Annotated in this window: 16 protein-coding genes and 1 riboswitch; of the genes, 6 read left to right on the top strand and 10 right to left on the bottom strand. The window is 74.2% G+C overall.

Annotated features, from left to right (window positions below; translation table 11 throughout):
* The first annotated feature begins 134 nt into the window (after positions 1-134).
* On the top strand, positions 135-416 hold the full coding sequence (locus tag B4U46_RS26465; protein WP_079430157.1) for an HPr family phosphocarrier protein: 282 nt from the start codon (positions 135-137) through the stop codon (positions 414-416).
* 256 nt (positions 417-672) lie between these two features.
* On the opposite strand, the gene B4U46_RS26460 is transcribed toward B4U46_RS26465, so the two are convergent.
* From B4U46_RS26460 to B4U46_RS26445, 4 genes are all read right to left on the bottom strand, one after another.
* Positions 673-1338, bottom strand: a complete 666-nt coding sequence (locus B4U46_RS26460) for a GntR family transcriptional regulator (protein WP_079430156.1) — start codon at positions 1336-1338, stop codon at positions 673-675.
* A gap of 175 nt (positions 1339-1513) precedes the next feature.
* The gene (locus tag B4U46_RS26455) at positions 1514-2320 is read right to left on the bottom strand and encodes a M23 family metallopeptidase (protein ID WP_079430155.1); all 807 of its coding nucleotides are present in this window, start codon (positions 2318-2320) and stop codon (positions 1514-1516) included.
* A 12-nt stretch (positions 2321-2332) separates the two neighbouring features.
* Positions 2333-2492, bottom strand: a riboswitch (cyclic di-AMP (ydaO/yuaA leader).
* Positions 2493-2705: 213 nt separating this feature from the next.
* A complete protein-coding gene (locus B4U46_RS26450) occupies positions 2706-4073 on the bottom strand; it encodes a M16 family metallopeptidase (RefSeq protein WP_079431992.1) in 1368 nt (455 codons plus the stop codon).
* 20 nt (positions 4074-4093) lie between these two features.
* Positions 4094-5446 carry a M16 family metallopeptidase gene (locus tag B4U46_RS26445; RefSeq protein WP_107438319.1) on the bottom strand — a complete coding sequence of 451 codons (1353 nt, stop codon included), beginning with the start codon at positions 5444-5446 and terminating at the stop codon, positions 4094-4096.
* A 232-nt stretch (positions 5447-5678) separates the two neighbouring features.
* Here B4U46_RS26445 and B4U46_RS26440 point away from each other — a divergent pair, with 232 nt between their 5' ends.
* Together B4U46_RS26440 and B4U46_RS26435 are read left to right on the top strand one after the other, a co-directional pair.
* On the top strand, positions 5679-8135 hold the full coding sequence (locus B4U46_RS26440) for a DNA gyrase/topoisomerase IV subunit A (RefSeq protein ID WP_079430153.1): 2457 nt from the start codon (positions 5679-5681) through the stop codon (positions 8133-8135).
* Between the two features lie 132 nt (positions 8136-8267).
* Positions 8268-10415 carry a restriction endonuclease gene (locus tag B4U46_RS26435; protein WP_185117163.1) on the top strand — a complete coding sequence of 716 codons (2148 nt, stop codon included), beginning with the start codon at positions 8268-8270 and terminating at the stop codon, positions 10413-10415.
* Between the two features lie 59 nt (positions 10416-10474).
* On the opposite strand, the gene B4U46_RS26430 is transcribed toward B4U46_RS26435, so the two are convergent.
* Together B4U46_RS26430 and B4U46_RS26425 are read right to left on the bottom strand one after the other, a co-directional pair.
* Positions 10475-11557, bottom strand: coding sequence for a CobW family GTP-binding protein (locus tag B4U46_RS26430; RefSeq protein WP_079430152.1), 1083 nt, complete (start codon positions 11555-11557; stop codon positions 10475-10477).
* A 14-nt stretch (positions 11558-11571) separates the two neighbouring features.
* Positions 11572-12726, bottom strand: coding sequence for a citrate synthase/methylcitrate synthase (locus B4U46_RS26425; RefSeq protein WP_079430151.1), 1155 nt, complete (start codon positions 12724-12726; stop codon positions 11572-11574).
* Positions 12727-12796: 70 nt separating this feature from the next.
* On the opposite strand from B4U46_RS26425, the gene B4U46_RS26420 reads away from it, so the two are divergent.
* A complete protein-coding gene (locus tag B4U46_RS26420; RefSeq protein WP_079430150.1) occupies positions 12797-14068 on the top strand; it encodes a citrate synthase in 1272 nt (423 codons plus the stop codon).
* 202 nt (positions 14069-14270) lie between these two features.
* On the opposite strand, the gene B4U46_RS26410 is transcribed toward B4U46_RS26420, so the two are convergent.
* The 4 genes from B4U46_RS26410 to B4U46_RS26395 form a co-directional block, all read right to left on the bottom strand.
* Positions 14271-16832, bottom strand: a complete 2562-nt coding sequence (locus B4U46_RS26410) for an ABC transporter permease (RefSeq protein WP_079430148.1) — start codon at positions 16830-16832, stop codon at positions 14271-14273.
* A 55-nt stretch (positions 16833-16887) separates the two neighbouring features.
* Positions 16888-17682: an ABC transporter ATP-binding protein gene (locus B4U46_RS26405; RefSeq protein ID WP_079430147.1), complete on the bottom strand. Its 795-nt coding sequence runs from the start codon at positions 17680-17682 to the stop codon at positions 16888-16890.
* Positions 17683-17819: 137 nt separating this feature from the next.
* Entirely contained in the window at positions 17820-18497 is a 678-nt protein-coding gene (locus B4U46_RS26400) for a response regulator (RefSeq protein WP_079430146.1), read from the bottom strand.
* Complete coding sequence (locus tag B4U46_RS26395; protein ID WP_079430145.1) at positions 18494-20182, bottom strand: sensor histidine kinase; 1689 nt, start codon at positions 20180-20182, stop codon at positions 18494-18496. The genes B4U46_RS26400 and B4U46_RS26395 overlap by 4 nt, the downstream gene beginning before the upstream one ends.
* A 242-nt stretch (positions 20183-20424) precedes the next feature.
* On the opposite strand from B4U46_RS26395, the gene B4U46_RS26390 reads away from it, so the two are divergent.
* Positions 20425-22041 carry a sensor histidine kinase gene (locus B4U46_RS26390; protein ID WP_079430144.1) on the top strand — a complete coding sequence of 539 codons (1617 nt, stop codon included), beginning with the start codon at positions 20425-20427 and terminating at the stop codon, positions 22039-22041.
* Positions 22038-22748 carry a DUF7342 family protein gene (locus B4U46_RS26385; protein WP_257790368.1) on the top strand — a complete coding sequence of 237 codons (711 nt, stop codon included), beginning with the start codon at positions 22038-22040 and terminating at the stop codon, positions 22746-22748. Before B4U46_RS26390 ends, B4U46_RS26385 begins: the two co-directional genes overlap by 4 nt.
* Positions 22749-22751: the final 3 nt, after the last annotated feature.

Genomic DNA, 22751 nt, shown 5'->3' with positions numbered 1-22751 from the left:
GGCGCGCCGGGGCAAATCAGTGCAAAGCTGATGAGGGCCGAACGGCGGCGGGATCGGGCCGAAGGTCGGTCCGAGCATTCCGGGTGACGTGAGAGACTGGTCTAGACAACCGCGAGAACCTGAAGGGCATCACCATGGCAGAGCGCCGCGTCAACGTCGGCTGGGCCGAGGGCCTGCACGCTCGTCCCGCCTCGATCTTCGTCCGCGCGACGACCGCTTCCGGCGTCCCCGTGACCATCGCGAAGGCGGGCGGCGACCCCGTCAACGCCGCGTCGATGCTGGCGGTCCTGGGCCTGGGCGCCCAGGGCGGCGAGGAGATCGTCCTGGCGTCCGAGGCCGAGGGCGCGGAGGCCGCGCTGGACCGGCTCGCGAAGCTGGTGGCGGAGGGCCTGGAGGAACTCCCCGAAACGGTCTGACCGGCCACGACCCTTCACCGAAGCCGCGGCCCCCACCACCCCGGGGACCGCGGCTTCGTCGTTTCCGGTACCGGGCCGCCCCCGCCGCCTCCGGCCCCAGGCCCGGCAGCCTCCCGCGGACGGCCGCCGCAGCGCAATCCCGTCGGGAAAAGCCCGCCGTGCTGAAACATCCGCAGCGGGAATCGACCGGAAATCACATCCCGCTCCACCGGAATAGAATTCCGCCAGACCCGGCCCCTTTTATACGGGCCCGGCGTTAATTCCGGCCACCTCCCGTGTTTACGGCACGTTGCAAACTCCTCACCCGGAGCCGGAAAACCCCCACCGCCCGCTCCGCATGCAGCGCGGCCACCGCCCGCGCCCGCTCCGCGTCCCCCCGCGCGACCGCGTCCACCAGCGCCCCGTGTTCCGCCCAGGAGTCCACCGGCCGGGCCGGGGCCCCCACCTCGTACATCCAGGCGATCTTGTGCCGGGTCTGCGTCAGCAGCGCGATCAGCCCCGGGCTGCCGGACGCCTGCGCCAGGGTCTCGTGGAACCAGCTCCCCAGCGACCGCAGGTCCTCGCCCTGCCCCCGCCTGGCCCGCTCCTGGCCCAGCCGCACCAGCCCCCGCAGCACCTTCAGGTGCGCATCCGTCCGCCGCCGGGCGGCGCGCGAGGCGGCCAGCGGCTCCAGCAGCATCCGCAGCTCCAGCAGATCGGCGGCCTCCTGCTCGCCCGGCTCCGCCACGCAGGCCCCCGCGTGCCGCCGCGTGGTGACGAACCCCTCGGACTCCAGCGTGCGCAGCGCCTCGCGCACCGGCACCCGCGAGACCCCGTACCGGCGGGCGAGCACCTCCTCGGTCAGCCGGCCGCCGGGGCCGAAGAATCCGGAGACGATATCGTCGCGAATCGCTGTGCACACCGCGTGCGCCGGAATACGCAAGGCCGGACCTCCGCTGGGTTCCGCTGGGTTTCGATTCCATCTATCGTGCCGCGACTCTATTGCAACACGGCTCGATTTCCGAGAACGCCCGGAAATCGGAAACGGAAACGGCGAAAACGAAGAAGGCCCCGGCTCTGGGAGCCGGGGCCTTCTTCCGTGGACGTGGAAACCTGCGTCAGATGCCGACGCCGTGGTTGCGCAGGTAGGCCAGCGGGTTGATGTCCGTGCCGTACGTGGCACCGGTGCGGGCCTCGAAGTGCAGGTGCGGGCCGCTGGAGTTGCCGGTGGAGCCCGACAGGCCGATCTGCTGTCCCGCGGTGACCGTCTCGCCGACCGAGACGTTCAGCGACATCAGGTGGCCGTACTGGGTGTAGGTGCCGTCGTTGTGGCGGATCACGACGTTGTTGCCGTAGGCGCCGCCCCAGCCGGCCTCGACGATCGTGCCCGCGCCCACCGCGTGGACGGACGTGCCCTCGTCGGCGTGGAAGTCGACGCCCGTGTGGCTGCCGGAGGACCACATGCCGCCGCCCGCGCCGTACTGGGTGCTGACGTAGGAGCCGTCGACCGGGAGCACGAAGGTGTTGAGGCGCTTGCGGGCCTCCTCCTGGGCGGCCTTCTCGGCGGCCTCGCGCTCGGCCTTCTCCTTGGCCTCGGCCATGCGCTTCGCCTCGGCGGCGCGCGTCTTGGCGTCGGCCTCGGCCTGCGCCTGGGCGGCAACGGACTCGGCGGCGGTCTGCTGGGTCTCGGCCTGGACCTGGATGTCGTCCTGGAGGCCGTCGGCGACGACGATCGCGTTCAGGGCGCCGGTGTCCTCGAAGGACGGGCCGCCGTGGGAGTCGGCGGCGAAGGCCGGGGCCGCCAGGGTGCCGACCACGCCCGTGGTGGCGAGGGCGGCTATGCCGGCGTAGCCGGCGGTCTTGCGGCTCATGCGGCTCGAACCACGGTGCTTGCCGGAACCGGCTGCACGACTGCCAAACGCCATGGCGGGGGTGATCCTTTCCTTCCCTCTCGCCTACCGGGTTAGCTGACGGGTTCGGAGCAGGAAGGTCTCCTACGGCCCCCCTCTGGCGAGGCGGTCCGATTCACCCCAGGGACTGATGTGGGTCCCCGGCTCCCCAGGCTCGCGCCTGACGGGGACTCGGCGATCGCTGCCCGGTGCCGCGGGTGCGGCTGGCACAACTGACGGACAGCACGCCTGACGCTAGGCGGATCATCAGTCAATCGCCAAACAGACGAGCGGATTTGTTGCGTACGCCACACCGCATACCTGAAACCACACCACCAAACGGACAAAGGGGGCCCGGCGGATGCTCCGCCGGGCCCCTCGAAACAGGCCGGTCACCGGTCAGTTGCCGGCCGGCCTCCGGTCAGTTGGTGACGACCGTGACCTCACCGATCCCGAGGGCCAGCACCGGCTCCTCGATCTGCGCCGCGTCGCCCACCAGGACGGTGACCAGCCGGTCCACCGGGAAGGCGCTCACCACCGCCGAAGTGGCCTCCGCCGTACCGGTTTCGGCCAGCCGCGCGTACAGCCGCGCCTGGTAGTCGTCCGGCAGCTCCTGCTCCACCTGGTCCGCCAGGGTCCCGGCGACCGAGGCGGCCGTCTCGAACTTCAGCGGGGCCACGCCCACCAGGTTCTGCACCGCCACGTCGCGCTCGGCGTCCGTCAGGCCCTCGGCGGCGAGGGTGCGCAGCACCTGCCACAGGTCCTCCAGCGCCGGGCCGGTGTTGGGGGTGTCCACCGAGCCGCTGATGGCGAGCATCGAGGCTCCCTTGCCGTCGGCCGTCGAGCGCAGCACCTGGGCGAAGGCGCGCACGCCGTAGGTGTAGCCCTTCTCCTCGCGCAGCACCTTGTCCAGACGGGAGGTCAGGGTGCCGCCCAGGCAGTACGTGCCCAGGACCTGCGGGGCCCAGACGATGTCGTGCCGGTCCGGGCCGATCCGGCCGATCAGCAGCTGCGTCTGGACCGCGCCGGGCCGGTCCACGATGATCACGCGGCCCGTGTCGTCGGCCGTCACCGGCGGCACCGGCAGGGGGGCGGCGGTGTCCCCCGTCCAGGCGCCCAGGGTGTCGGCCAGGGCGGCGTCCAGGTCGATGCCGGTCAGGTCGCCGACGATCACCACGGTGGCGGTGGCGGGGCGTACGTGGGCCTCGTAGAAGGCGCGTACGGCGGCGGAGTCGATCCGGGCGACCGTCTCCTCCGTGCCCTGGCGCGGGCGGGACATGCGCAGCGTGGCCGGGAAGAGCTCCTTGGAGAGCTCCTTGGCCGCCCGGCGCTGCGGGTTGGCCTGCTCGTGCGGGATCTCGTCGAGCCGGTTGCGCACCAGCCGGGCGACCTCGCCGTCGTCGAACGCGGGCGCGCGCAGCGCCTCGGCGAGCAGTCCGAGCGCCTTGGGCAGGCGGGAGGCCGGGACCTCCAGGGAGACGCGCACGCCGGGGTGGTCGGCGTGGGCGTCGAGGGTGGCGCCGCAGCGCTCCAGCTCGGCGGCGAACTCCTCGGCGGAGTGCTTGTCGGTGCCCTCCGACAGGGCGCGGGCCATGATCGTGGCCACGCCGTCGAGGCCCGCGGGCTCGGCGTCGAGCGGGGCCGCGAGGTTGACCTCGACCGCGACGACCTGCTGGCCGGGGCGGTGGCAGCGCAGCAGGGTCAGCCCGTTGCCCAGGGTGGAGCGCTCGGGGGCGGGGAAGGCCCACGGCTTGGCCTCACCGGCCTCCGGACGTGGGTGGAAGGTCATCGTGACGGCTGCGGTGTCGCTCACTGCTCCGCCCCCTCGTTCTCGTCGCTCTCGTCGTTCTCTTCGGCGCCGGCCAGCGGCTCGTAGACCAGGACCGCGCGGTTGTCGGGGCGCAGCCGGGCGGCGGCCACGGCCTGCACCTCCTCGGCGGTGACGTCCAGGACGCGCCCGACGGCGGTCAGCGCCAGCTGCGGGTCGCCGAACAGCACCGCGAAGCGGCACAGTTCGTCGGCGCGGCCGGCGACGGTGCCCAGCCGGTCCAGCCACTCGCGCTCGAGCTGCGCCTGAGCGCGCTCCATCTCGTCGGCGGTGGGTCCCTCGGCGGCGAACCGGGCGAGCTCCTCGTCCACGGCCGCCTCGATGGCGGGCACCTCGACACCGCTGGAGGTCTTGACGTCCAGCCAGCCCAGGGAGGGCGCGCCGGCCAGCCGCAGCAGGCCGAAACCGGCCGCGACGGCGCTCTGGTCGCGGCGGACCAGGCGGTTGTGCAGGCGGGAGGATTCGCCCCCGCCGAGGATCGTCAACGCCACGTCGGCCGCGTCGCACGCGCGGGTGCCGTCGTGCGGGAGGCGGTAGGCCGCCATCAGCGCGCGGGCAGGGACCTCCTCGACGATCTCCTCGCGCAGCTGCCCGCCCATGGTCTCGGGGAGGGTGCCGTCGCGGGGCGGCTGCTTGCCGTCGTGCGCCGGGATGCTGCCGAAGTACTTCTCGATCCAGGCGAGGGTGCGCTCGGGGTCGATGTCGCCCACGACCGACAGGACGGCGTTGTTGGGCGCGTAGTACGTGCGGAAGAAGTTCCGGGCGTCCTCGAGGGAGGCGGCGTCCAGGTCGGCCATGGAGCCGATCGGGGTGTGGTGGTACGGGTGGCCCTCGGGGTAGGCGAGGGCCGTCAGGCGCTCGAAGGCCGTGCCGTACGGGACGTTGTCGTAGCGCTGGCGGCGCTCGTTCTTGACGACGTCGCGCTGGTTCTCCATGGACTCCTCGTCCAGGGCGGCCAGCAGCGAGCCCATGCGGTCCGCCTCCAGCCACAGGGCGAGCTCCAGCTGGTGGGCCGGCATCGTCTCGAAGTAGTTCGTGCGCTCGAAGCTGGTGGTGCCGTTCAGCGAGCCGCCAGCGCCCTGGACGAGCTCGAAGTGCCCGTTGCCCGGTACGCTCGCCGATCCCTGGAACATCAGGTGCTCGAAGAGGTGAGCCAGACCGGTCCGCCCCTTGACTTCGTGGCGCGAGCCGACGTCGTACCAGAGGCAGACGGCGGCGACCGGGGTGAGGTGGTCCTCGGACAGCACCACGCGCAGGCCGTTGGCCAGCCGGTGCTCGGTCGCTGTCAGGCCGCCGGAGCCGGCCTGAGCTGTGGCCGTGTGACCCATGGGCATGTGGTCCCTTCGATCGCGATGCAGAGATTTCTTATCGACCTGCCACTGTATGCAAGCGCGCAGGTGCGCGGAGAAGTTCCCGGCCCTCACTCCCCCGAGGGCTCCGTCCAGGGGGTGCTCGCCAGGGTCGGAGTCGGCGTTGTCGGTGCCTGGGGCCACAATGGTCCGCGTCGACCCCGTCGCACACCCCAGCACGTACCACCCCCCGATCTTGGTTAGGAGCGCCGCAGCGATGGCCCGCCGCAGCACGAAGACCCCGCCGCCGGAGGATTTCGAGGAGAGGATCCTCGACATCGACGTCGTCGACGAAATGCAGGGCTCCTTCCTCGAGTACGCGTACTCGGTGATCTACTCCCGGGCCCTGCCGGACGCCCGGGACGGCATGAAGCCGGTGCACCGGCGCATCGTCTACCAGATGAGCGAGATGGGCCTGCGCCCCGACCGCGGGTACGTGAAGTGCGCCCGCGTCGTCGGCGAGGTCATGGGCAAGCTGCACCCGCACGGGGACCAGTCGATCTACGACGCCCTCGTGCGCATGGCCCAGCCCTTCTCGATGCGGCTGCCGCTGGTCGACGGGCACGGCAACTTCGGCTCCCTCGGCAACGACGACCCGCCGGCGGCGATGCGTTACACCGAGTGCCGGATGGCCGACGCCACGTCGCTGATGACGGAGTCGATCGACGAGGACACCGTCGACTTCACCGCCAACTACGACGGCCAGGAGCGCGAGCCCGTCACCCTGCCGGCCGCCTACCCGAACCTGCTGGTCAACGGCGCGTCCGGGATCGCCGTCGGCATGGCCACGAACATGGCCCCGCACAACCTCGGCGAGGTCATCGCGGCCGCCCGCCACCTGATCCGCTACCCGGAGGCGGACCTCGAGGCGCTGATGCGCTTCGTCCCGGGCCCCGACCTGCCCACCGGCGGACGGATCGTGGGCCTGTCCGGCATCAAGGACGCCTACGAGAGCGGCCGGGGCACGTTCAAGATCCGCGCGACGGTCTCCGTGGAGGACGTGACGGCCCGCCGCAAGGGCCTGGTCGTCACCGAGCTGCCCTTCACGGTCGGCCCCGAGAAGGTCATCGCGAAGATCAAGGACCTGGTCGGCTCGAAGAAGCTCCAGGGCATCGCCGACGTCAAGGACCTCACGGACCGGGCGCACGGCCTGCGCCTGGTCATCGAGATCAAGAACGGTTTCCACCCGGAGGCCGTGCTGGAGCAGCTGTACAAGCTGACGCCGATGGAGGAGTCCTTCGGCATCAACAACGTCGCACTGGTCGACGGGCAGCCCCTGACGATGGGTCTGAAGGAGCTGCTGGAGGTCTACCTGGACCACCGCTTCGAGGTCGTGCGCCGGCGCAGCGAGTTCCGCCGCGGCAAGCGGCGCGACCGGCTGCACCTGGTCGAGGGCCTGCTGGTGGCCCTCCTCGACATCGACGAGGTCATCCGCCTCATCCGTGACAGCGACAACTCCGCCCAGGCCAAGGAGCGCCTGATGGAGCGCTTCTCGCTGAGCGAGATCCAGACCCAGTACATCCTGGACACCCCGCTGCGCCGGCTCACCCGCTTCGACCGGATCGAGCTGGAGTCCGAGCGCGACCGGCTGACCGCGGAGATCGAGGAGCTGACCCGGATCCTGGATTCGGACGCGGAGCTGCGCAAGCTGGTCTCCTCGGAACTGGCGTCGGTCGCCAAGAAGTTCGGGACCCCGCGCCGTACCGTGCTGCTGGAGTCGGCGGGTACGGCCGTGGCCGCCGTGCCGCTGGAGGTCGCGGACGACCCCTGCCGGGTGCTGCTGTCGTCCACGGGCCTGCTGGCCCGTACGGCGAACGCCGAGCCGCCGGCGGCGGACGAGGGCGCCGCCCGCGCCAAGCACGACCTGATCGTCTCCCAGGTGGCCGCGACCGCCCGGGCCGATGTGGGCGTGGTGACCTCCTACGGGCGCCTGCTGCGGCTGTCGGTGATCGACCTGCCGCAGCTGCCCGACACGCACGCCGCGCCGAACCTGGCGGGCGGGGCCCCGGTCTCGGAGTTCGTCTCCGGGCTGGAGGCCGACGAGACGGTGGTCTGCCTGACCTCGCTGGACGAGTCCTCGCAGGGCCTGGCCCTGGGCACCGAGCAGGGCGTGGTCAAGCGGGTCGTGCCGGACTACCCGGCCAACAAGGACGAGCTGGAGGTCATCACCCTCAAGGAGGGTGACCGGATCATCGGCGCGGTCGAGCTGCGCACCGGCGAGGAGGACCTGGTCTTCATCACCGACGACGCCCAGCTGCTGCGCTACCCGGCCGCCCAGGTGCGCCCCCAGGGCCGCCCGGCGGGCGGTATGGCGGGCATCAAGCTCTCGGGGAACGCCAAGGTGATCCACTTCTCGGCGGTGGACCCGGCCCGGGACGCCCTGGTGTTCACGGTGGCGGGCGGGCAGGGGACCCTCGAGGGCTCGCCGAGCTCGGGCAAGCTGACCCCCTTCGACCAGTACCCGCGCAAGGGCCGGGCCACCGGCGGTGTGCGCTGCCAGCGGTTCCTGAAGGGCGAGGACGTGCTGGTGCTGGCCTGGGCGGGCAACGCCCCGGCCCGCGCTGCCGCCGCGAACGGCGCCCCGGCCGCGCTCCCGGCCCCGGACCCGCGCCGTGACGGTTCGGGCGCCGCGCTCCCGGCCGAGGTCGCGGTGCTGGCGGGGGCCGCGCTGTAGCGGCGTACGGCGTACCCGGCGTCCGGGGCGGGCGTCTTCGGCGCCCGCCCCGTGCCGTGACCCCGGCCCGCCTCCCCCCATGCGCCGACTACTGTTTTCCCGGTACACGCGGGTGGGGGGAGAGCAGAGCTGATGAGTCGTCGGTCGAGCGGGCTGATCGGGGTCTGGGCCGAGGCCCAGCGCCAGCAGCAGCGGACGCAGCTGATCCAGCAGCGTGAGGCGGAGCGACGGCGGCGGGAGTACGAACGGGAGGCCGCCCGGGGCCGGCGCGAGCAGCAGGCCGCCTACAAGCAGCACCGGGAGGCCGAGGCGCGGCGGGCCACCGAGCGGCTCGACGCGGAGGTCGCCGTCCTGCAGGGGCTGCTGGCCTCGGGCTGCCGGGCGCCCGCGTTCCGGATGGCCTCCCTGGTCCGCTCCGAGCAGCTGGAACCCTTCGCCCCGGGCCGCCTCGCGCATCCCGTGCCCATGCCGCAGCTGCGGGACTTCCAGCAGCAGAGCAGCGGCTGGACCCTCGGCTCGGGCCGCCGCGCCCAGGCGGAACGGGAGGCGCACGACCGGTACACGCAGGCCTGGCAGGCGGCGCACGCGGCGGAGCAGGAGCGGCTGCGGCAGCTGGAGGCGTACCGGCGGCAGTACGACCGCTGGGCCGCCGATCAGCTCGCCGGGATCCGCCGCCACAACAGCGGGCTCACCGAGCTGGCCGCCTCGCTGCGCGCGGGCGACCCGGAGGCGGCGGTGGAGTACTTCTCGGCCGCCCTGTACGCCTCGACGGCCTGGCCGGAGGACCTGCCGCACCAGGTGTCCGCGGCGTACGACCCGGCGATGCGCCAGCTGGTGCTCGACTGGGAGCTGCCCCGCTACGAGGTGGTGCCCGCGGCGAAGTCCGTGCGGTACGTGCCGGGCACGGACCAGGACAAGGAGACGGCCCGGCCCGTGACGCAGCGCCGGGCGCTGTACCGGGACCTGCTGGCCCAGTGCCTGCTGCTGGTGCTGCACGAGGTGTACGCGGCGGACGAGTTCGGGGCGCTGGACTCGGTGGTCGTCAACGGCTTCGTGGACGACCACGATCCGGTGACGGGCCGTGAGGCACAGCTCGTCCTGGCCTCGGTGCAGGCACCGCGGAGCGCCTTCCGCGGGCTGCGGCTGGAGCAGGTGAGCGCGGTGGACTGCCTGGTCGAGGGCCTGCGCGGGCAGTTGTCGGCGCGGCCGGACCAGCTGACGGCCGTACGGGCGGGCCGCCGGCCGGACGAGGTCGGCGGGGGCGTGGTCAGCCACGGCGGACAGGCCGGCGGTGACGGCGAGGACGAGCCGGACCTGTTCCAGATGGATCCGATCGCCTTCGAGAACCTGGTCGCCGAACTGTTCCGGGCGATGGGCATGGAGGCGGTGACCACGCAGCGCTCGGGCGACGGCGGCGTGGACGTGGAGGCGGTGGACCCGGCCCCGATCCGGGGCGGGCGGATCGTGGTGCAGGTCAAGCGGTACCGCAACACCGTCCCGCCGACGGCGGTCCGGGACCTGTACGGCACGGTCCAGGACAAGGGGGCGAACAAGGGGGTGCTGGTCACCACCGCGTCCTTCGGGCCCGGGTCGTACACCTTTGCCAACGGCAAGCCGCTGGAGTTGGTTCCCGGTGCGGACCTGGTGGACCTGCTGCACCGGTACGGGCTGCGGGGCCGCCTCGGCGGCGCTCAGGTCCCGGCGCAGCGGGGCCCCGCGGCGGACGCGCCCACCCTGCCGGACACCCGCTTCCCGGCCGGTACGCCGGCCGTGCCCGCCGCGGCCCCCGTGCCCGACGGGTTCAACGTGCTGGGCATGGACTGGTCGGGCCGGGTGGCGCTCGACGTGTGCGCGCTGGTGTGCGAGGGCGGCCGGGTACTGAGCGAGGACCACTTCGTCTTCTTCAACAACCCGCGCACCCCCGACGGTTCGGTGCGCTCCCGCCCGCACGCGGCCCCCGACAAGGCGGCCGTCGAGGTCGGCTTCGACGCGCTGCCGCAGCGTGCCGACCGGCTCGTGCTGGTGGCCGCGATCGACCCGGAGGCCGACCCGCACGCCGACCTGGCCGGCTTCACCGACGCCCGGATCCGGCTGCTGGACGCGTCCGGGCAGGAGCTCGACCGGCTGGAGGTCTCGGACGGCAGGGCGGGCGAGACGGCCCTGGTACTGGGCTCGTTCCGGCGCCGCCCGAACGGCGACTGGAAGTTCGTCATCGGCGGCAAGGGCTACCGGGGCGGCCTGGAGGACCTGCTGCGCGAGTACGGCGTCGAGGTCGCTTAGGCCGTCCCTTTCGGATCTTGCCGGTCGGCGCGGGCCAGGCGAGATCCGGAAGAGACGGCCTACGCGGGGTCCTCGACGTCGCCTTCCGGCGGCCGGGGTACGTAGCGCAGCACTGCCCACATGCTCTCCGGGAGTGCCCGCCCGGGGTCGGCCTCGCGGCAGGCCTCCAGTTCGCCCAGCAGGCCCGGGCCGTCGATGCCCTTGCCGATCAGGACGAGCTGGGTGCGGCGGGGTTCGCCCTGGCCCCAGGGGCCGGGGTCGAAGCGCAGGAAGCGGCCGACGGCGTGGACCTCGTAGCGCTCCCGGTGGCCGGGGACCCCGAACCAGACGAAGCCCTTGACGCGGTAGAGGCCGGCGGGGCGGCGGTCGAGGAAGTCGATGAACCGGCGCGGGGAGAGGGCCTGGTCGGTGGTGAACGAGACGCTCTCGTACGCCGCGTGCGCGTGCCCGGCGTGCTCCTCCTCGTCCCCGGGCCCGTGCTCGCCGGCCTCCGCGAGGAGGTCCTCGAAGGAGAGCTGTCCGCGGGTCTCGGTCCAGGGGCGGCGGTCGAAGAGGAGTTCCGGGTCGATCCGCCCGTGGTCGGCGCCGACCAGCGGGGTGCCGGGGGCGGCGAGCGCGGCCAGCTCCGCCTCGATGCGGGCCCGTTCGGCGGCGTCGACCCGGTCGGTCTTGTTGAGCACCACCAGGTCGGCGACGGCCAGGTGGCGGTCGGTCTCGGGGTGCGCGGCCCGCGTGGCGTCGAACTCGGCGGCGTCCACGACCTGTACCAGGCCGCCGTAGCGGACGGCCGGGTTCTCGTTGGCCATCAGCATCCGGATCATCTCCTGGGGCTCGGCGAGCCCGCTGGCCTCGATGACGATGACGTCGATCCGGTGGACGGGCGCGGCGAGCTTCTCCAGGTAGGCGTCCAGTTCGCTGCCGTCGACCGCGCAGCACAGGCAGCCGCCGCCGAGGGAGACCATCGAGTCACCGACCTGGCCGGCCACCGACATGGCGTCGATCTCGATGGAGCCGAAGTCGTTGACGACGACCCCGATCCGGGTGCCCCCGCGGTGGGTGAGGAGGTGGTTGAGGACCGTGGTCTTGCCGGAGCCGAGGAATCCGGAGAGGACGACGACGGGGATGGGCTGGACGCTGTTCACCCGGACGATCGTAGTCAGCCCACGAACGGTACGGGCTGGGGCGGGGTGGGGCCGGTGTAGCGCGCGGCCGGACGGATGATCTTCGAGTCGGCGGCCTGCTCCAGGACGTTGGCGCTCCAGCCGACCACGCGGGCGGCGCAGAAGGTCGGGGTGAACATCTCGCGCGGCAGCCCGCACAGCTCCATGACCACCCCGGCGTAGAACTCCACGTTGGTGTGCAGCTCCCGGCCCGGCTTCAGCTCGGCGAGGATCTCCTCCACCTGCCGCTCGACCTCCACGGCGAACTCCACGAGCGGTCCGCCGAACTGCCGGGCGATGTCCCGCAGCATCCGCGAGCGCGGGTCCTCGGTGCGGTAGACGGGGTGTCCGAAGCCCATGATCCGGTCCCCTGCGAGCACCCGCTCGCGGATCCAGGGGCCGATGCGGTCGGCGGTGCCGATGGCGTCCAGGGTGTCCAGGGCCCGGCTGGGCGCGCCGCCGTGGAGCGGGCCGGAGAGGGCGCCGATCGCCCCGGTGAGGCAGGCCGCGACGTCGGCGCCGGTGGAGGCGATGACGCGGGCGGTGAAGGTCGAGGCGTTGAAGCCGTGGTCGACGGTGGAGATCAGGTACCGCTCGACGGCCCGGGCCTTGACGGGGTCGGGCTCCTCTCCGGTGAGCATCCACAGGTAGTTGGCGGCGTACGGGAGGTCGTCGCGCGGGGCGACCGGCTCCAGGCCCCGGCCCAGCCGGTGCAGGGCGGTGAGCAGGGTCGGTACGGCGGCGCAGGCGGCGAGCGCGTCGGCGGCCCGGCGGTCGGGGTCGAGGTCGTAGACGGGGCGGAATCCCGCGGAGGCGCCGAGGAGGGAGAGTGCCGTGCGCAGTCCGGCGAGCGGTCCGGAGAGGGCGGTGGCCCGGGCGAGGGCGGGCAGGGCCTCCCCGACCTCGGCGGGCAGGTGGCGCAGTGAGGCGGTCTCGGCGGCGAAGGCGGCCCGTTCGGCCGGGCCGGCCGGGAGGGCGCCGCGGAACATCAGGTGCCAGACGTCCTCGAAGGTGCGGGACGCGGCCAGTTCCACGGCCGAGTACTGGCGGTAGTGGTAGAAGCCTTCGCGGCCCCGGACGTCACCGAGCTGCGTGTCGGTGACCACGACTCCCGCGAGACCGCGGGGCACTTCGACGGTGGTGTTGTTCATGGATCGACCATCCACCATTGATTTGATCCACGTCAAGATTGATCCAATCAATATATGTAGGCTGTGGGTCATGAGTGACCGTCCGTCCGGCTCCCCCTCCGACGCTCCCGCGGAGGCGGCCCTCCGCCGCCGGATCACCACGCAGGAGGCCGCGCGGCTCCTCGGGGTGAAGCCGGCGACCGTGTACGCGTACGTCAGCCGGGGCCAGCTCGGCAGCCGCCGGGACCCGGCCGGGCGCGGGAGCACCTTCGACGCGGCCGAGGTCGAGGCGCTGGCCCGGCGCAGCCGTCGCGAGGCGGCCGGTCCCCCCGCGGGGGAGCTCGCCGTGCGCACCGCGCTGACCCTCATCGAGCCGGAGACCGACCGCTACTGGTTCCGCGGTGTGGACGCCGTCGAGCTGGCCTCCCGGTACGCCTTCGAGGAGGTGGCCGAATGGCTCTGGACGGGGTCCCCGGCGCCCGGGGCGCGGTTCACCGCTCCCCCGGAGCCCCTGGCCGCGGCCCGGCGGGCGGTGGCCGCGATGCCCGAGCACAGCGGGCCCCTGGACCTGCTGCGGGTCGCGGTGGCCGCCGCGGCGGCCGCCGACCCGCTGCGCTTCGACCTGTCCGAGGAAGCCGTACTGGGCACGGCGCGCTGCCTGATCCCGACGCTGGTCACGGCCCTGCCGGAGGCGGCCCCGGCCCACCCGGGCGACGGGCGGCTCGCCTGGCGGCTGTGGTCCCGGCTGACCGTCCGGGAGCCGGACCCGGTGGCGGTGGACGCCCTGGACCTGGCCATGGCCCTGCTGGTCGACCACGACCTGGCCGCCTCCACCCTGGCCGTACGGGTCGCCGCCTCCGCGCGGGCCCACCCGTACGCCGTCGTCTCGGCCGGGCTCGGCGCGCTCGAAGGCCCCCTGCACGGGGCGGCGGGCCGGCTCGCGCACCGGATGCTGGAGGAGGTGGCGGAACGGGGCGGCGCCGCCCCGGTGGTGGCGGAGTACCTGCGCGCGGGCCGCCGGGTGCCGGGGTTCGGCCACCGCCTGTACCGGGGCGAGGACCCGCGGGCGCGGGCGCTGTTCGGGCGGCTGGAGGAACTGCCCCAGGCCGCCGCCGCCCTGGGCGCGGCGCGCGAGGTGGCGGCGGTGATGGCCCGGCACGGGCTGCACCCGAACGTCGACCTGGCGCTGGCGGTGCTGACGCTGTCCTGCGGGATGACCGCCGAGGCCGGGGAGACCGTGTTCGCGGTGGCCCGGACGGCCGGGTGGGTCGCGCACGCGCTGGAGGAGTACCAGGAACGGCCCCTGCGGATGCGGCCCAGCGGCCACTACACGGGCCCGCGGCCGCCCCGTCCGACCCCCTGACCCCCTGACCTCAGCCGCCCCAGGACGGCGACCACAGCGCCCGGGAGCCGGCCGAGGTGGCGGCGCAGGCCGGACACCTGCGCCCGGTGCGAGCCGGTGGCCCGCGCGGGCGGAGCGCCCTGGAGCTCGAGCATCCAGCCGGCCGACGCGGCCCGGCCCCGCACCGGCACCGGCACCGGCAGGGCGGCGGCCGCCGCCGGGCTCAGCCTCCGGACACCGCCCGCAGCGGGCCGAGCGCGGCGGCCCGGCGGGCCGGGAGCGCGGCCGCCGCGGCGCCGACGGCGAGCGAGAGGGCGACGACCAGGGCGAGGGTCCCCCAGGGCAGGGAGAACGTGTACTGGGGAATGGCCCCGCTGGCGAGTCCGCTGACCTTCCACGCCCCGAACAGGCCGCCGGCCAGGCCCAGCAGGGTTCCGTAGGCGGCGACGGCGAGCGCTTCGAGCCCGATCATCCGGCGGATGCCGGCGCGGTCCATGCCGATCGCGCGCAGGACGCCGATCTCCCGGGTGCGTTCGGCGACGGACATGGCGAGGGTGTTGACCATGCCGAGGGCGGAGATGGCCACGCCGATGGCGAGCAGTCCGAAGACCATGGTCATCAGGTCGCCCGCGACACCGGCCTGTTCCCGGACGAGTGCGCCGCGGTCCTGCACCTTCAGCAGGGGGTTGTCGTCGACGGCGCCGCGCAGCCGCTTCTCCATGCCGGGTGCGCCCGCCTCGGTGCGGACGAGGACGCGCTGGACGGAGTCGCGCAGGAATCCGTGCTGCTGGACGTCACCGCGGTCGGCCAGGACGTCCTGGGCGGTGGGGTTGTCCTCGTAGATCCCGACGACGGTGAAGGACCGGTCGCGGTCGCCCTGTCCGGGCCCGATGCTCCCGTCGATCCGTCCGCCGGTGACGAGCCGGTTCTCACGGGCGAAGCTGCTGGAGACGGCGATCCGGCCCGGTCCAACGGCGGTGGCCGAACCGCTGGTGAAGCGCAGCTTCATGACGGCCCCCACGGTCTTGGGGTCGACACCGGAGACCTGCCGGGCGGAGGCCCCGGCCGAGAAGGTGGAGTCCGCGACGGCCGAGGCCGTGGACACCCCGGGCAGGGCGGCGATCCGCCGGACGGCGGCCGGGTCGATGGTGGTGGTGTTGCCGCGGGTGCTGACGACGTAGTCGGCGCTCAGCCCGGCCGCCGCCTGGGAGTCCAGGGCGCGGCTGGAGGAGTGCTCGATGACGGCGAGCCCGCAGACCAGGGCGGTGCTGATCATCAGGGCGACGGCGGTGGCCGCCGTACGCCGGGGGTCGCGCAGGGCGTTGTCGCGGGCCAGGTCGCCCACGACCCCGAAGCGGCCGGTCAGCCGGCCGAGCAGGCGGATCACCGGGCCCGCCAGGAGCGGGGCCAGCAGGATGAGCCCGGTCACGAGGATCGCGCAGCCGGACATCGCGGTCCGCAGGTTCGCGTCCGAGGCGTTCTCGGCGCCTTCCAGCGAGACCAGCAGCCCGGCGCCGACGAGGAGCACGGCCGCACCGGCCGCGCCGCGGATCCGGGACAGGGCGACGGAGGGGGGCCGGTCGGCGGTGCGCATCGCCTCGACGGGGGCGATGCGGGCCGCCCGGCGGGAGGGCAGCCACGCGGCGAGGACCGTGACGCCGACGCCTACGGCCAGGGAGGCGAGTACCGGCGCGGGGCCGACCACCAGCGGGCCCCGCGGCAGCGGATCGTCCGCCCCGCCGAGGGCGTCGGGCAGGACCGCGGCGACGCCGAGCCCGAGGACGAAGCCGAGCACCGAGGCGAGGAACCCGACCAGGGCCGCCTCGGCGAGGACGGACGCGGTCACCTGCCGTCGGGTGGCGCCGATCGCGCGCAGCAGGGCGATCTCCCGGGAGCGCCGGGTGACGAGCATGGTGAAGGTGTTGACGATGAGGAACGAGCCGATGAACAGGGACACCACGGCGAAGATCAGGGGCAGCCGGGCGTAGCTGCTGGTCCTGCTGTCGATGAAGACGGACTGCTGGGCGGCGAGGGCGGCGGCGGTGGTCGCCTCGGCCCGGTCGGCCGGCAGGAGGGCGCCGATGCGCCCGGCGAGTTCCTGCGGGGTGGTGCCGGGCGCCGCGGAGAGGTCGATACCGGTGTAACGGCCCGGGGTGGCGAACAGTTCCTGGGCGGTGGCCCGGTCGAGTACGGCGAGGGTGCCGCCGGAGGTGACGCGGGTGTCGGTGGTGGAGACGATGCCGACCAGCCGCAGCCGCAGCACCGGGCCGTCGGTGGCCAGGGTGACGGTGTCGCCGAGGGAGTAGGAGCCGGCGTCGGCGGTGCCCCGGTCGAGGGCCACCTCCCCGGAGGTGCGCGGGGCCCGTCCGGCGGTCAGGGGGTAGCGGGCGTCCTTGCCGTCGGCGCCGGGGATGTAGGCGGCGGCCAGTTTCCCCATGGTGTTGCCGGCGCGCAGCGGGGAGCCGTCCTTGCCGGCCAGGGTGGCCGAGCCGTCGACGGAGGGGCGGGCCGCGCCGACGCCGGGGACGGCGGCCAGCCTGGCCACGAGCGCGTCGTCGAGGACGGACTCGCGCTGGTCCGCGGGGGCTCCCAGCGGGTACTTGGGGTCCACGGTGACCGCGGTCCCGGCGTGGTCGCGGGCCATGGAGGCGCGGTAGGCGGCGGTGGTGGAGTCGGCGAAGACGAGTGAGCCGGAGATGAACGCGACCCCGAGGCAGACCGCGAGGACGGTCATGGCCAGACGGGCCTTGTGCGCGAGGGCGTTGCGCAGGGCTGTTCGCAGCATGGCGGGCTTTCGGGAGGTGTGGCGCGGCGGGCGGGAGGAGGGGGTGGCGGGCGGCTCAGGAGGTGCGGCCGCGGGCGTCGAAGGCGAGCATCCGGTCGAGCACGGCCCCGGAGGTCGGCTCGTGCAGTTCGTCCACCAGGCGGCCGTCGGCGAGGAACACCACCCGGTCGGCGTGGGCCGCGGCCACCGGGTCGTGGGTGACCATCACCACGCTCTGGCCGAGTTCGCGCACCGAGTCGCGCAGGAAGCCGAGGACCTCCGCACCGGAGCGGGAGTCGAGGTTGCCGGTCGGCTCGTCGGCGAAGACGATCTCCGGCCGGGACGCCAGGGCGCGGGCCACCGCCACGCGCTGCTGCTGGCCGCCGGAGAGTTCGGCGGGGCGGTGCGCGAGCCGGCCGGAGAGGCCGACGGTGGCGACGACGGTGTCCAGCCAGGAGGCGTCGGGCCGCCGGCCGGCCAGCCTCAGCGGCAGGGTGATGTTCTCCAGCGCGGTGAGGGTCGGCATCAGGTTGAAGCCCTGGAAGACGAAGCCGATCTTCTCGCGCCGCAGCCGGGTCAGCCGGCGGTCGTCCAGGGAGGACAGCTCGACCCCGCCGATCCGGGCCGAGCCCGAGGTGACGGGGTCCAGGCCGGCCATGCAGTGCATCAGCGTGGACTTGCCGGATCCGGAGGGGCCCATGACGGCGGTGAACCGGCCCCGGGCGAAGTCCACCGTCACCGCGTCCAGCGCGGTGACCCGGGTCTCGCCCGTGCCGTACGTCTTGGTCAGGCCGATGGCCCGGGCGGCCGGCTCCGGCAGGGCCGCACCGGAGGGAGAGGGGGTTTCAAAAGGCGGGAAGGTCCGTGACATGGATCCATCGTCATGGCTCTGACCTGCGTAAACATCGCCCTCAAGGCGGGAGTCGGCCTCTGCCGCAAGACAGGTGCCGGGCGGCCGGGCTCTGCCGGAAGGCAGAGGTCCGGGCCGCCGCGCCTATGCCCGGGGGCTCAGGAGGCCAGGCCGGTCCGGTGGGCCAGCAGCGCCGCCTGGACCCGGCTCGCCGAGCCGGTCTTGTCGAGGATGACGCCCACATGGGTCTTGACGGTGCCGGTCCCGATGCCGAGCCGGGCGGCGATGCCCTGGTTCGACAGGCCCTCGCCGAGCATGGCCAGGACCTCCCGCTCCCTGCCGGTCAGCCGGGCGATCCGGTCGTCCTCGGGCGGGCCCGCGGCGCCGTGCGGCCCACCTGCCGTCAGCATCCGGGAGATCACGGCCCCGGTCACCCCCGGGGAGAGCACGGCGTCCCCGGCGGCGGCCGCCCGGACGGCGCTGATCAGCTCCTGCGGCCCCTCGTCCTTCAGCAGGAACCCGGCGGCCCCCTCCCGCAGCGCCCGGACCACGTTGTCGTCGTCGCCGAAGGTCGTCAGCATCACCACGCGCGGCGCCGGGTTGAGGGCGAGCAGCGGGGCGATCGCGGCCAGCCCGTCGAGGACCGGCATCCGGACGTCCAGCAGGACGACGTCCGGGCGGTGCACGGCGGCCAGCTCGACGGCCTGCCGCCCGTCGGGGGCCTCGGCGACGACCTCGATGCCGTCGGCGTGCCGCAGGATCAGGCGCACCCCGGCCCGGATCATCGCCTCGTCGTCGGCGAGCAGCACGCGGATCGGGCCGGCGGACTCGGTCACGGGATCTCCCAGGGTGTGGCGTCGCGGACCGACGGGACGGTGAAGCGGTCGATGGCGACGAGGCGTTGCGCGGCGTCGAAGCAGTAGCGGGCGATGGTCAGGGAACCGGGGCGGGACTCGGTGGCCCCGTTGAACGGGTACACGCAGCCGGCCGTGCCGGGCGGGCGCGGCGGTTCACGGCCGGTGGCCGCGGCCCGGACCGCCGCGTTGTCGGTGACTCCGCTCCCCATCACGTCGCCGTAGGTCATCCCGACCCGGGGCAGCGGGCGGGGTCCGGCGTCCCGGTGCGGGGCGGTGGCGTAGACGAAGAGGGTCCCGAGGGCCGTCAGCACGCTCAGCCCCGCCAGCCCGAGGGCCAGCGTCAGCGCCTGCGCGGTGCCGCGTTCGGCCGGGGGCGGCTCGGCGGGGGCGCCGTCACCTGCGCCGGGGACCTCCTCCCTTCTGGGGGCGGGGGCCTCGCCCGGTTCGGCGGGCAGGACGGCCTCCACCCGGAAGCCGCCGGACGGCAGCGGGGCGGCGGCGAAGGTACCGCCCAGCAGTTCCACGCGCTCGCGCAGACCGGTGAGGCCGCGGCCGGTGCCCAGAGCGCGTGCGGGGGCGGAGGCGGCGGGCGGAGCGCCGTTGCGGACGGTGACCCGTACGGTCTCCTCGTCGTGCGCGACGGTGACGGCGACGTGCGCCGCGCCGGCGTACCGGTGGACGTTGGTCAGCGATTCCCGCACCACCCGGTGCACCGCCCGCCGCACCCCCGCCGGTCGGGCGTCGAGGTCCGGACCCGTCCAGTCGAGCCGTACGGCGATGCCGCCGTCCCGGGACCCCGCCACCAGGGCCTCGATGTCGGCGCGGGTGCCTGTGGCGTCGGTGAGGGCATCCGGCCCGGTGTCCCGGCCCAGCGGCCCGAGCACCCCGAGGGCCTGGCGCAGCTCGCGCAGGGCGTCCCGGGTGGTCCGCCGCACCAGGACGGCCTCCTCGCGCAGCTCGGGATCGGCGCGCTCCAGGGCCAGCTCCAGGCCGCCCGCGTGCAGGGAGATGAGGCTGAGCCGGTGCCCCAGCAGGTCGTGCATCTCGGCGGCGATCCGGGAGCGCTCATGGGTGCGGGCCTCGCTGTCGGCGAGCCGGCGGGCCCGCTCGGCCGCGTCCCCGCGCTCGCGCAGCGCCCGCACCAGCCGCCGCTGCTGCCCGTACGAGGTGCCGACCAGGCCCGGGACGAGGACGGCGGTCGGCGTCAGGACCAGCCCGAGCGCCGGCCCGTACGGCAGTGGCCCCGGGCCGAGCCAGGGCGCGCAGAGCGTCGCGCACACCACCAGCAGGGCGGCCGCCGCGCCCAGCAGCCGGGCCCGCGTCCGCGCCCGCACCGTCCGCCGGGCCACTGTGTACGCGGTCGCCGCGCTGACCGGGCCGACGCACGAGGCCACCCCGGTCAGCGCAGCGAGGACGAGGAGGACGGGCACCGGGAAGCGGCGCCGCAGCGGGAACAGGCACCCGGCGACGGCCAGCGCGGGCAGCTGGAGGTACGGGCGCGGGAGCACACCGAGGGAGCCGACCACCGCCCACACTCCGAGCCCGGCGAGCAGCACCCAGCCCGTCTCCGCCACCGCGCGCACGGGACCCCGGAGCGGACGACGGACACGGAACGGAGAGCTCACCACGCTGACCAGTATCGATTCCGCAACCGGCGATGGCATGCGCCTCACGGCCGATCCACCCCTCTGCCAAAAGACAGAGAACCACCTCCGCCCCCTTCCTGATCGTCATCCCCATCCCTGCTGGACGTTCAGGAGCTATCCGGCACCTGGTCCCCCGCAGCGGGCCCGGGGTGCGGCCCGGCGGTGACCGGACTGCGGCCCGTTCACGGTCGGTGACTGCCCGGGGGGACCTGAGCGACGGCCGTTCCGCTTCCGCGCCCGCCGACCTACGGTTACCAGTCATGCGGTTCCTCCCCCTGCGCGTCCGGCGCCTCGGCCTGCCCCGACGCGCCGTCTCGCAGATCCTGCTCACCCAGCTGGCCATCGCCGCCGGGGTCCTCGTCCTGGCCACGGGGCTCTTCCTGGCGCCCCTGAGCCACCAGCTGGACGACCAGGCGATGCGGCGCGCACTGGCCATCGCGCAGAGCGCGGCGGCGGACCCCGCCCTGGCCGCCGGCCTGCTCGCGTCGGGGCCCGCCGCCGACAGCCCCGTCCAGGCCGCGGCCGAGCGGATCCGCCGCGCGACCGGAGCCGAGTACGTCGTCGTCCTCGACCTGAAGGGGATCCGCCGCTCCCACCCCAGCCCCGACCGCATCGGACTGCCCGTCTCCACCGACCCGGCCGACGTCCTCGCCGGCCATGAGGTGATGGAGATCGACCAGGGCACCCTCGGCCGCTCCGCCCGCGGCAAGGTCCCCCTCGTCGCCGCCGACGGAGAGATCGTGGGAGCCGTCTCCGTCGGCATCGCCTACGACAGCGTGCGCGACCGGCTGCTCGGCGCCATCCCCGGCCTCCTCGCCTACGCCGGCGGCGCTCTGGCCGCCGGCGCGCTCGCCGCCTTCCTCCTCTCCCGCCGGATCCAACGGCAGACCCGGGACCTGGCCTTCTCCGACATCGCCGGCCTCCTCGCGGAACGCGAGGCGATGCTGCACTCCATCCGCGAGGGCGTGATCGCCCTCGACCACGACGACCGGGTACGCCTCGTCAACGACGAGGCGGCCCGGCTGCTGGGCCTCGACCAGGACCGCGCGGACGCCCTGGCCGGCCGCCCCCTGGACGAGGTCCTCGGCGCCGGCCGCACCAGCGACGTCCTGGCGGGCCGCGTCACCGGCCGCGACCTGCTGACCGTCCAGGGCCCGCGCGTCCTGGTCGCCAACCGGATGCCCACGGCCGACGGCGGGGCCGTCGCCACCCTGCGCGACCGCACCGAACTGGAGCACCTGAGCCGCGAGCTCGACTCCACCAAGGGCCTGATCGACGCCCTGCGCGCCCAGGACCACGAGCACGCCAACCATCTCCACACCCTCCTCGGCCTCCTCGAGCTGGGGCTGCACGAGGAGGCGAAGGCGTTCGTGACCGAGGTCGTGGGCGTGCACCGCACCACGGCCGAGCAGGTCACCGAAAAGGTCCACGACCCCCTGCTGGCCGCACTGCTGGTGGGCAAGGCCACCGTCGCGGCGGAACGCGGTGTCCCGCTGCGCCTCGCCCCGGACTCCCTCCTTCCCGACCGCCTGGTGGACCCGGGCGGCCTCGTCACGATCCTCGGCAACCTCGTCGACAACGCCCTGGACGCGGCGGCCGGCTCCACCGCGCCCCTGGTCGAGGTCGGCGTCCGCGCGGAAGGACGCACCGCCGTCCTCCGCGTGCGCGACAGCGGCCCCGGGATCCCCGCCGGGCGCCGCGAGGAGATCTTCACGGAGGGCTGGTCGACCAAGCAGCCCGCGGCCCACCGCGAGCGCGGGCTGGGCCTCGCCCTCGTACGCCGCCTCGCGGAGCGGCAGGGCGGCAGCGCCCGGGCCGGTGAAGCAGAGGACGGAGGGGCGGAGTTCTCCGTCGTACTTCCGGAGGCCTTGCGGTGAACCCTGCGGTGAAGGAGTCCCCGATCCACGTATTGGTCGTCGACGACGACATGCGTGTTGCCCGTATCAACGCGGCGTACGTGGCGAAGGTTCCCGGGTTCCAGGTGTCGGGCGAGGCCCATTCGGCGGCCGCGGCACTGGAGTTCCTCACCGCCCGCCCGGTGGACCTGGTCCTGCTCGACCACTACCTGCCCGACGGGACCGGCCTGGACCTGGTGCGACGTCTGCGCCAGCTGGCCCGGACCACCGACGTGATCATGGTCACGGCCGCCCGGGACCTGGCCACCGTCCAGGCGGCCATGCGGCTCGGCGCCCTCCAGTACCTGGTCAAGCCGTTCACCTTCGCCGGCCTGCGCGCCAAACTGGAGGCCTACGCGGCCCTGCGCCGCTCTCTGTCCGGCGGCGGCGAGGCCGAACAGGCCGAGGTGGACCGGATCTTCGGAGCCCTCGCCTCGGCCGGCACCCCCAACGAGCTGCCCAAGGGGCACTCCCCGACCACCGCCGAGGTGGTCCGCCGGGTGCTGCGCACGGCCGAGGGCCCCCTGTCCACCCAGCAGATCGCCGACCGCGCCGGCATCAGCCGCCAGACCGCCCAGCGCTACCTGAAGCTCCTGGACCGCGCCGGCCGCGTCTCGCTGGCCCTGCGCTACGGCGAGACCGGCCGCCCGGAACACCGCTACACCTGGCTCCCGTCGGGCGGCGCCTGAACC

This window comes from Streptomyces katrae (assembly GCF_002028425.1).
GTDB classification, from domain to species: Bacteria; Actinomycetota; Actinomycetes; order Streptomycetales; family Streptomycetaceae; genus Streptomyces; species Streptomyces katrae_A.
This window is presented reverse-complemented; position numbering and strand designations above follow the sequence as displayed.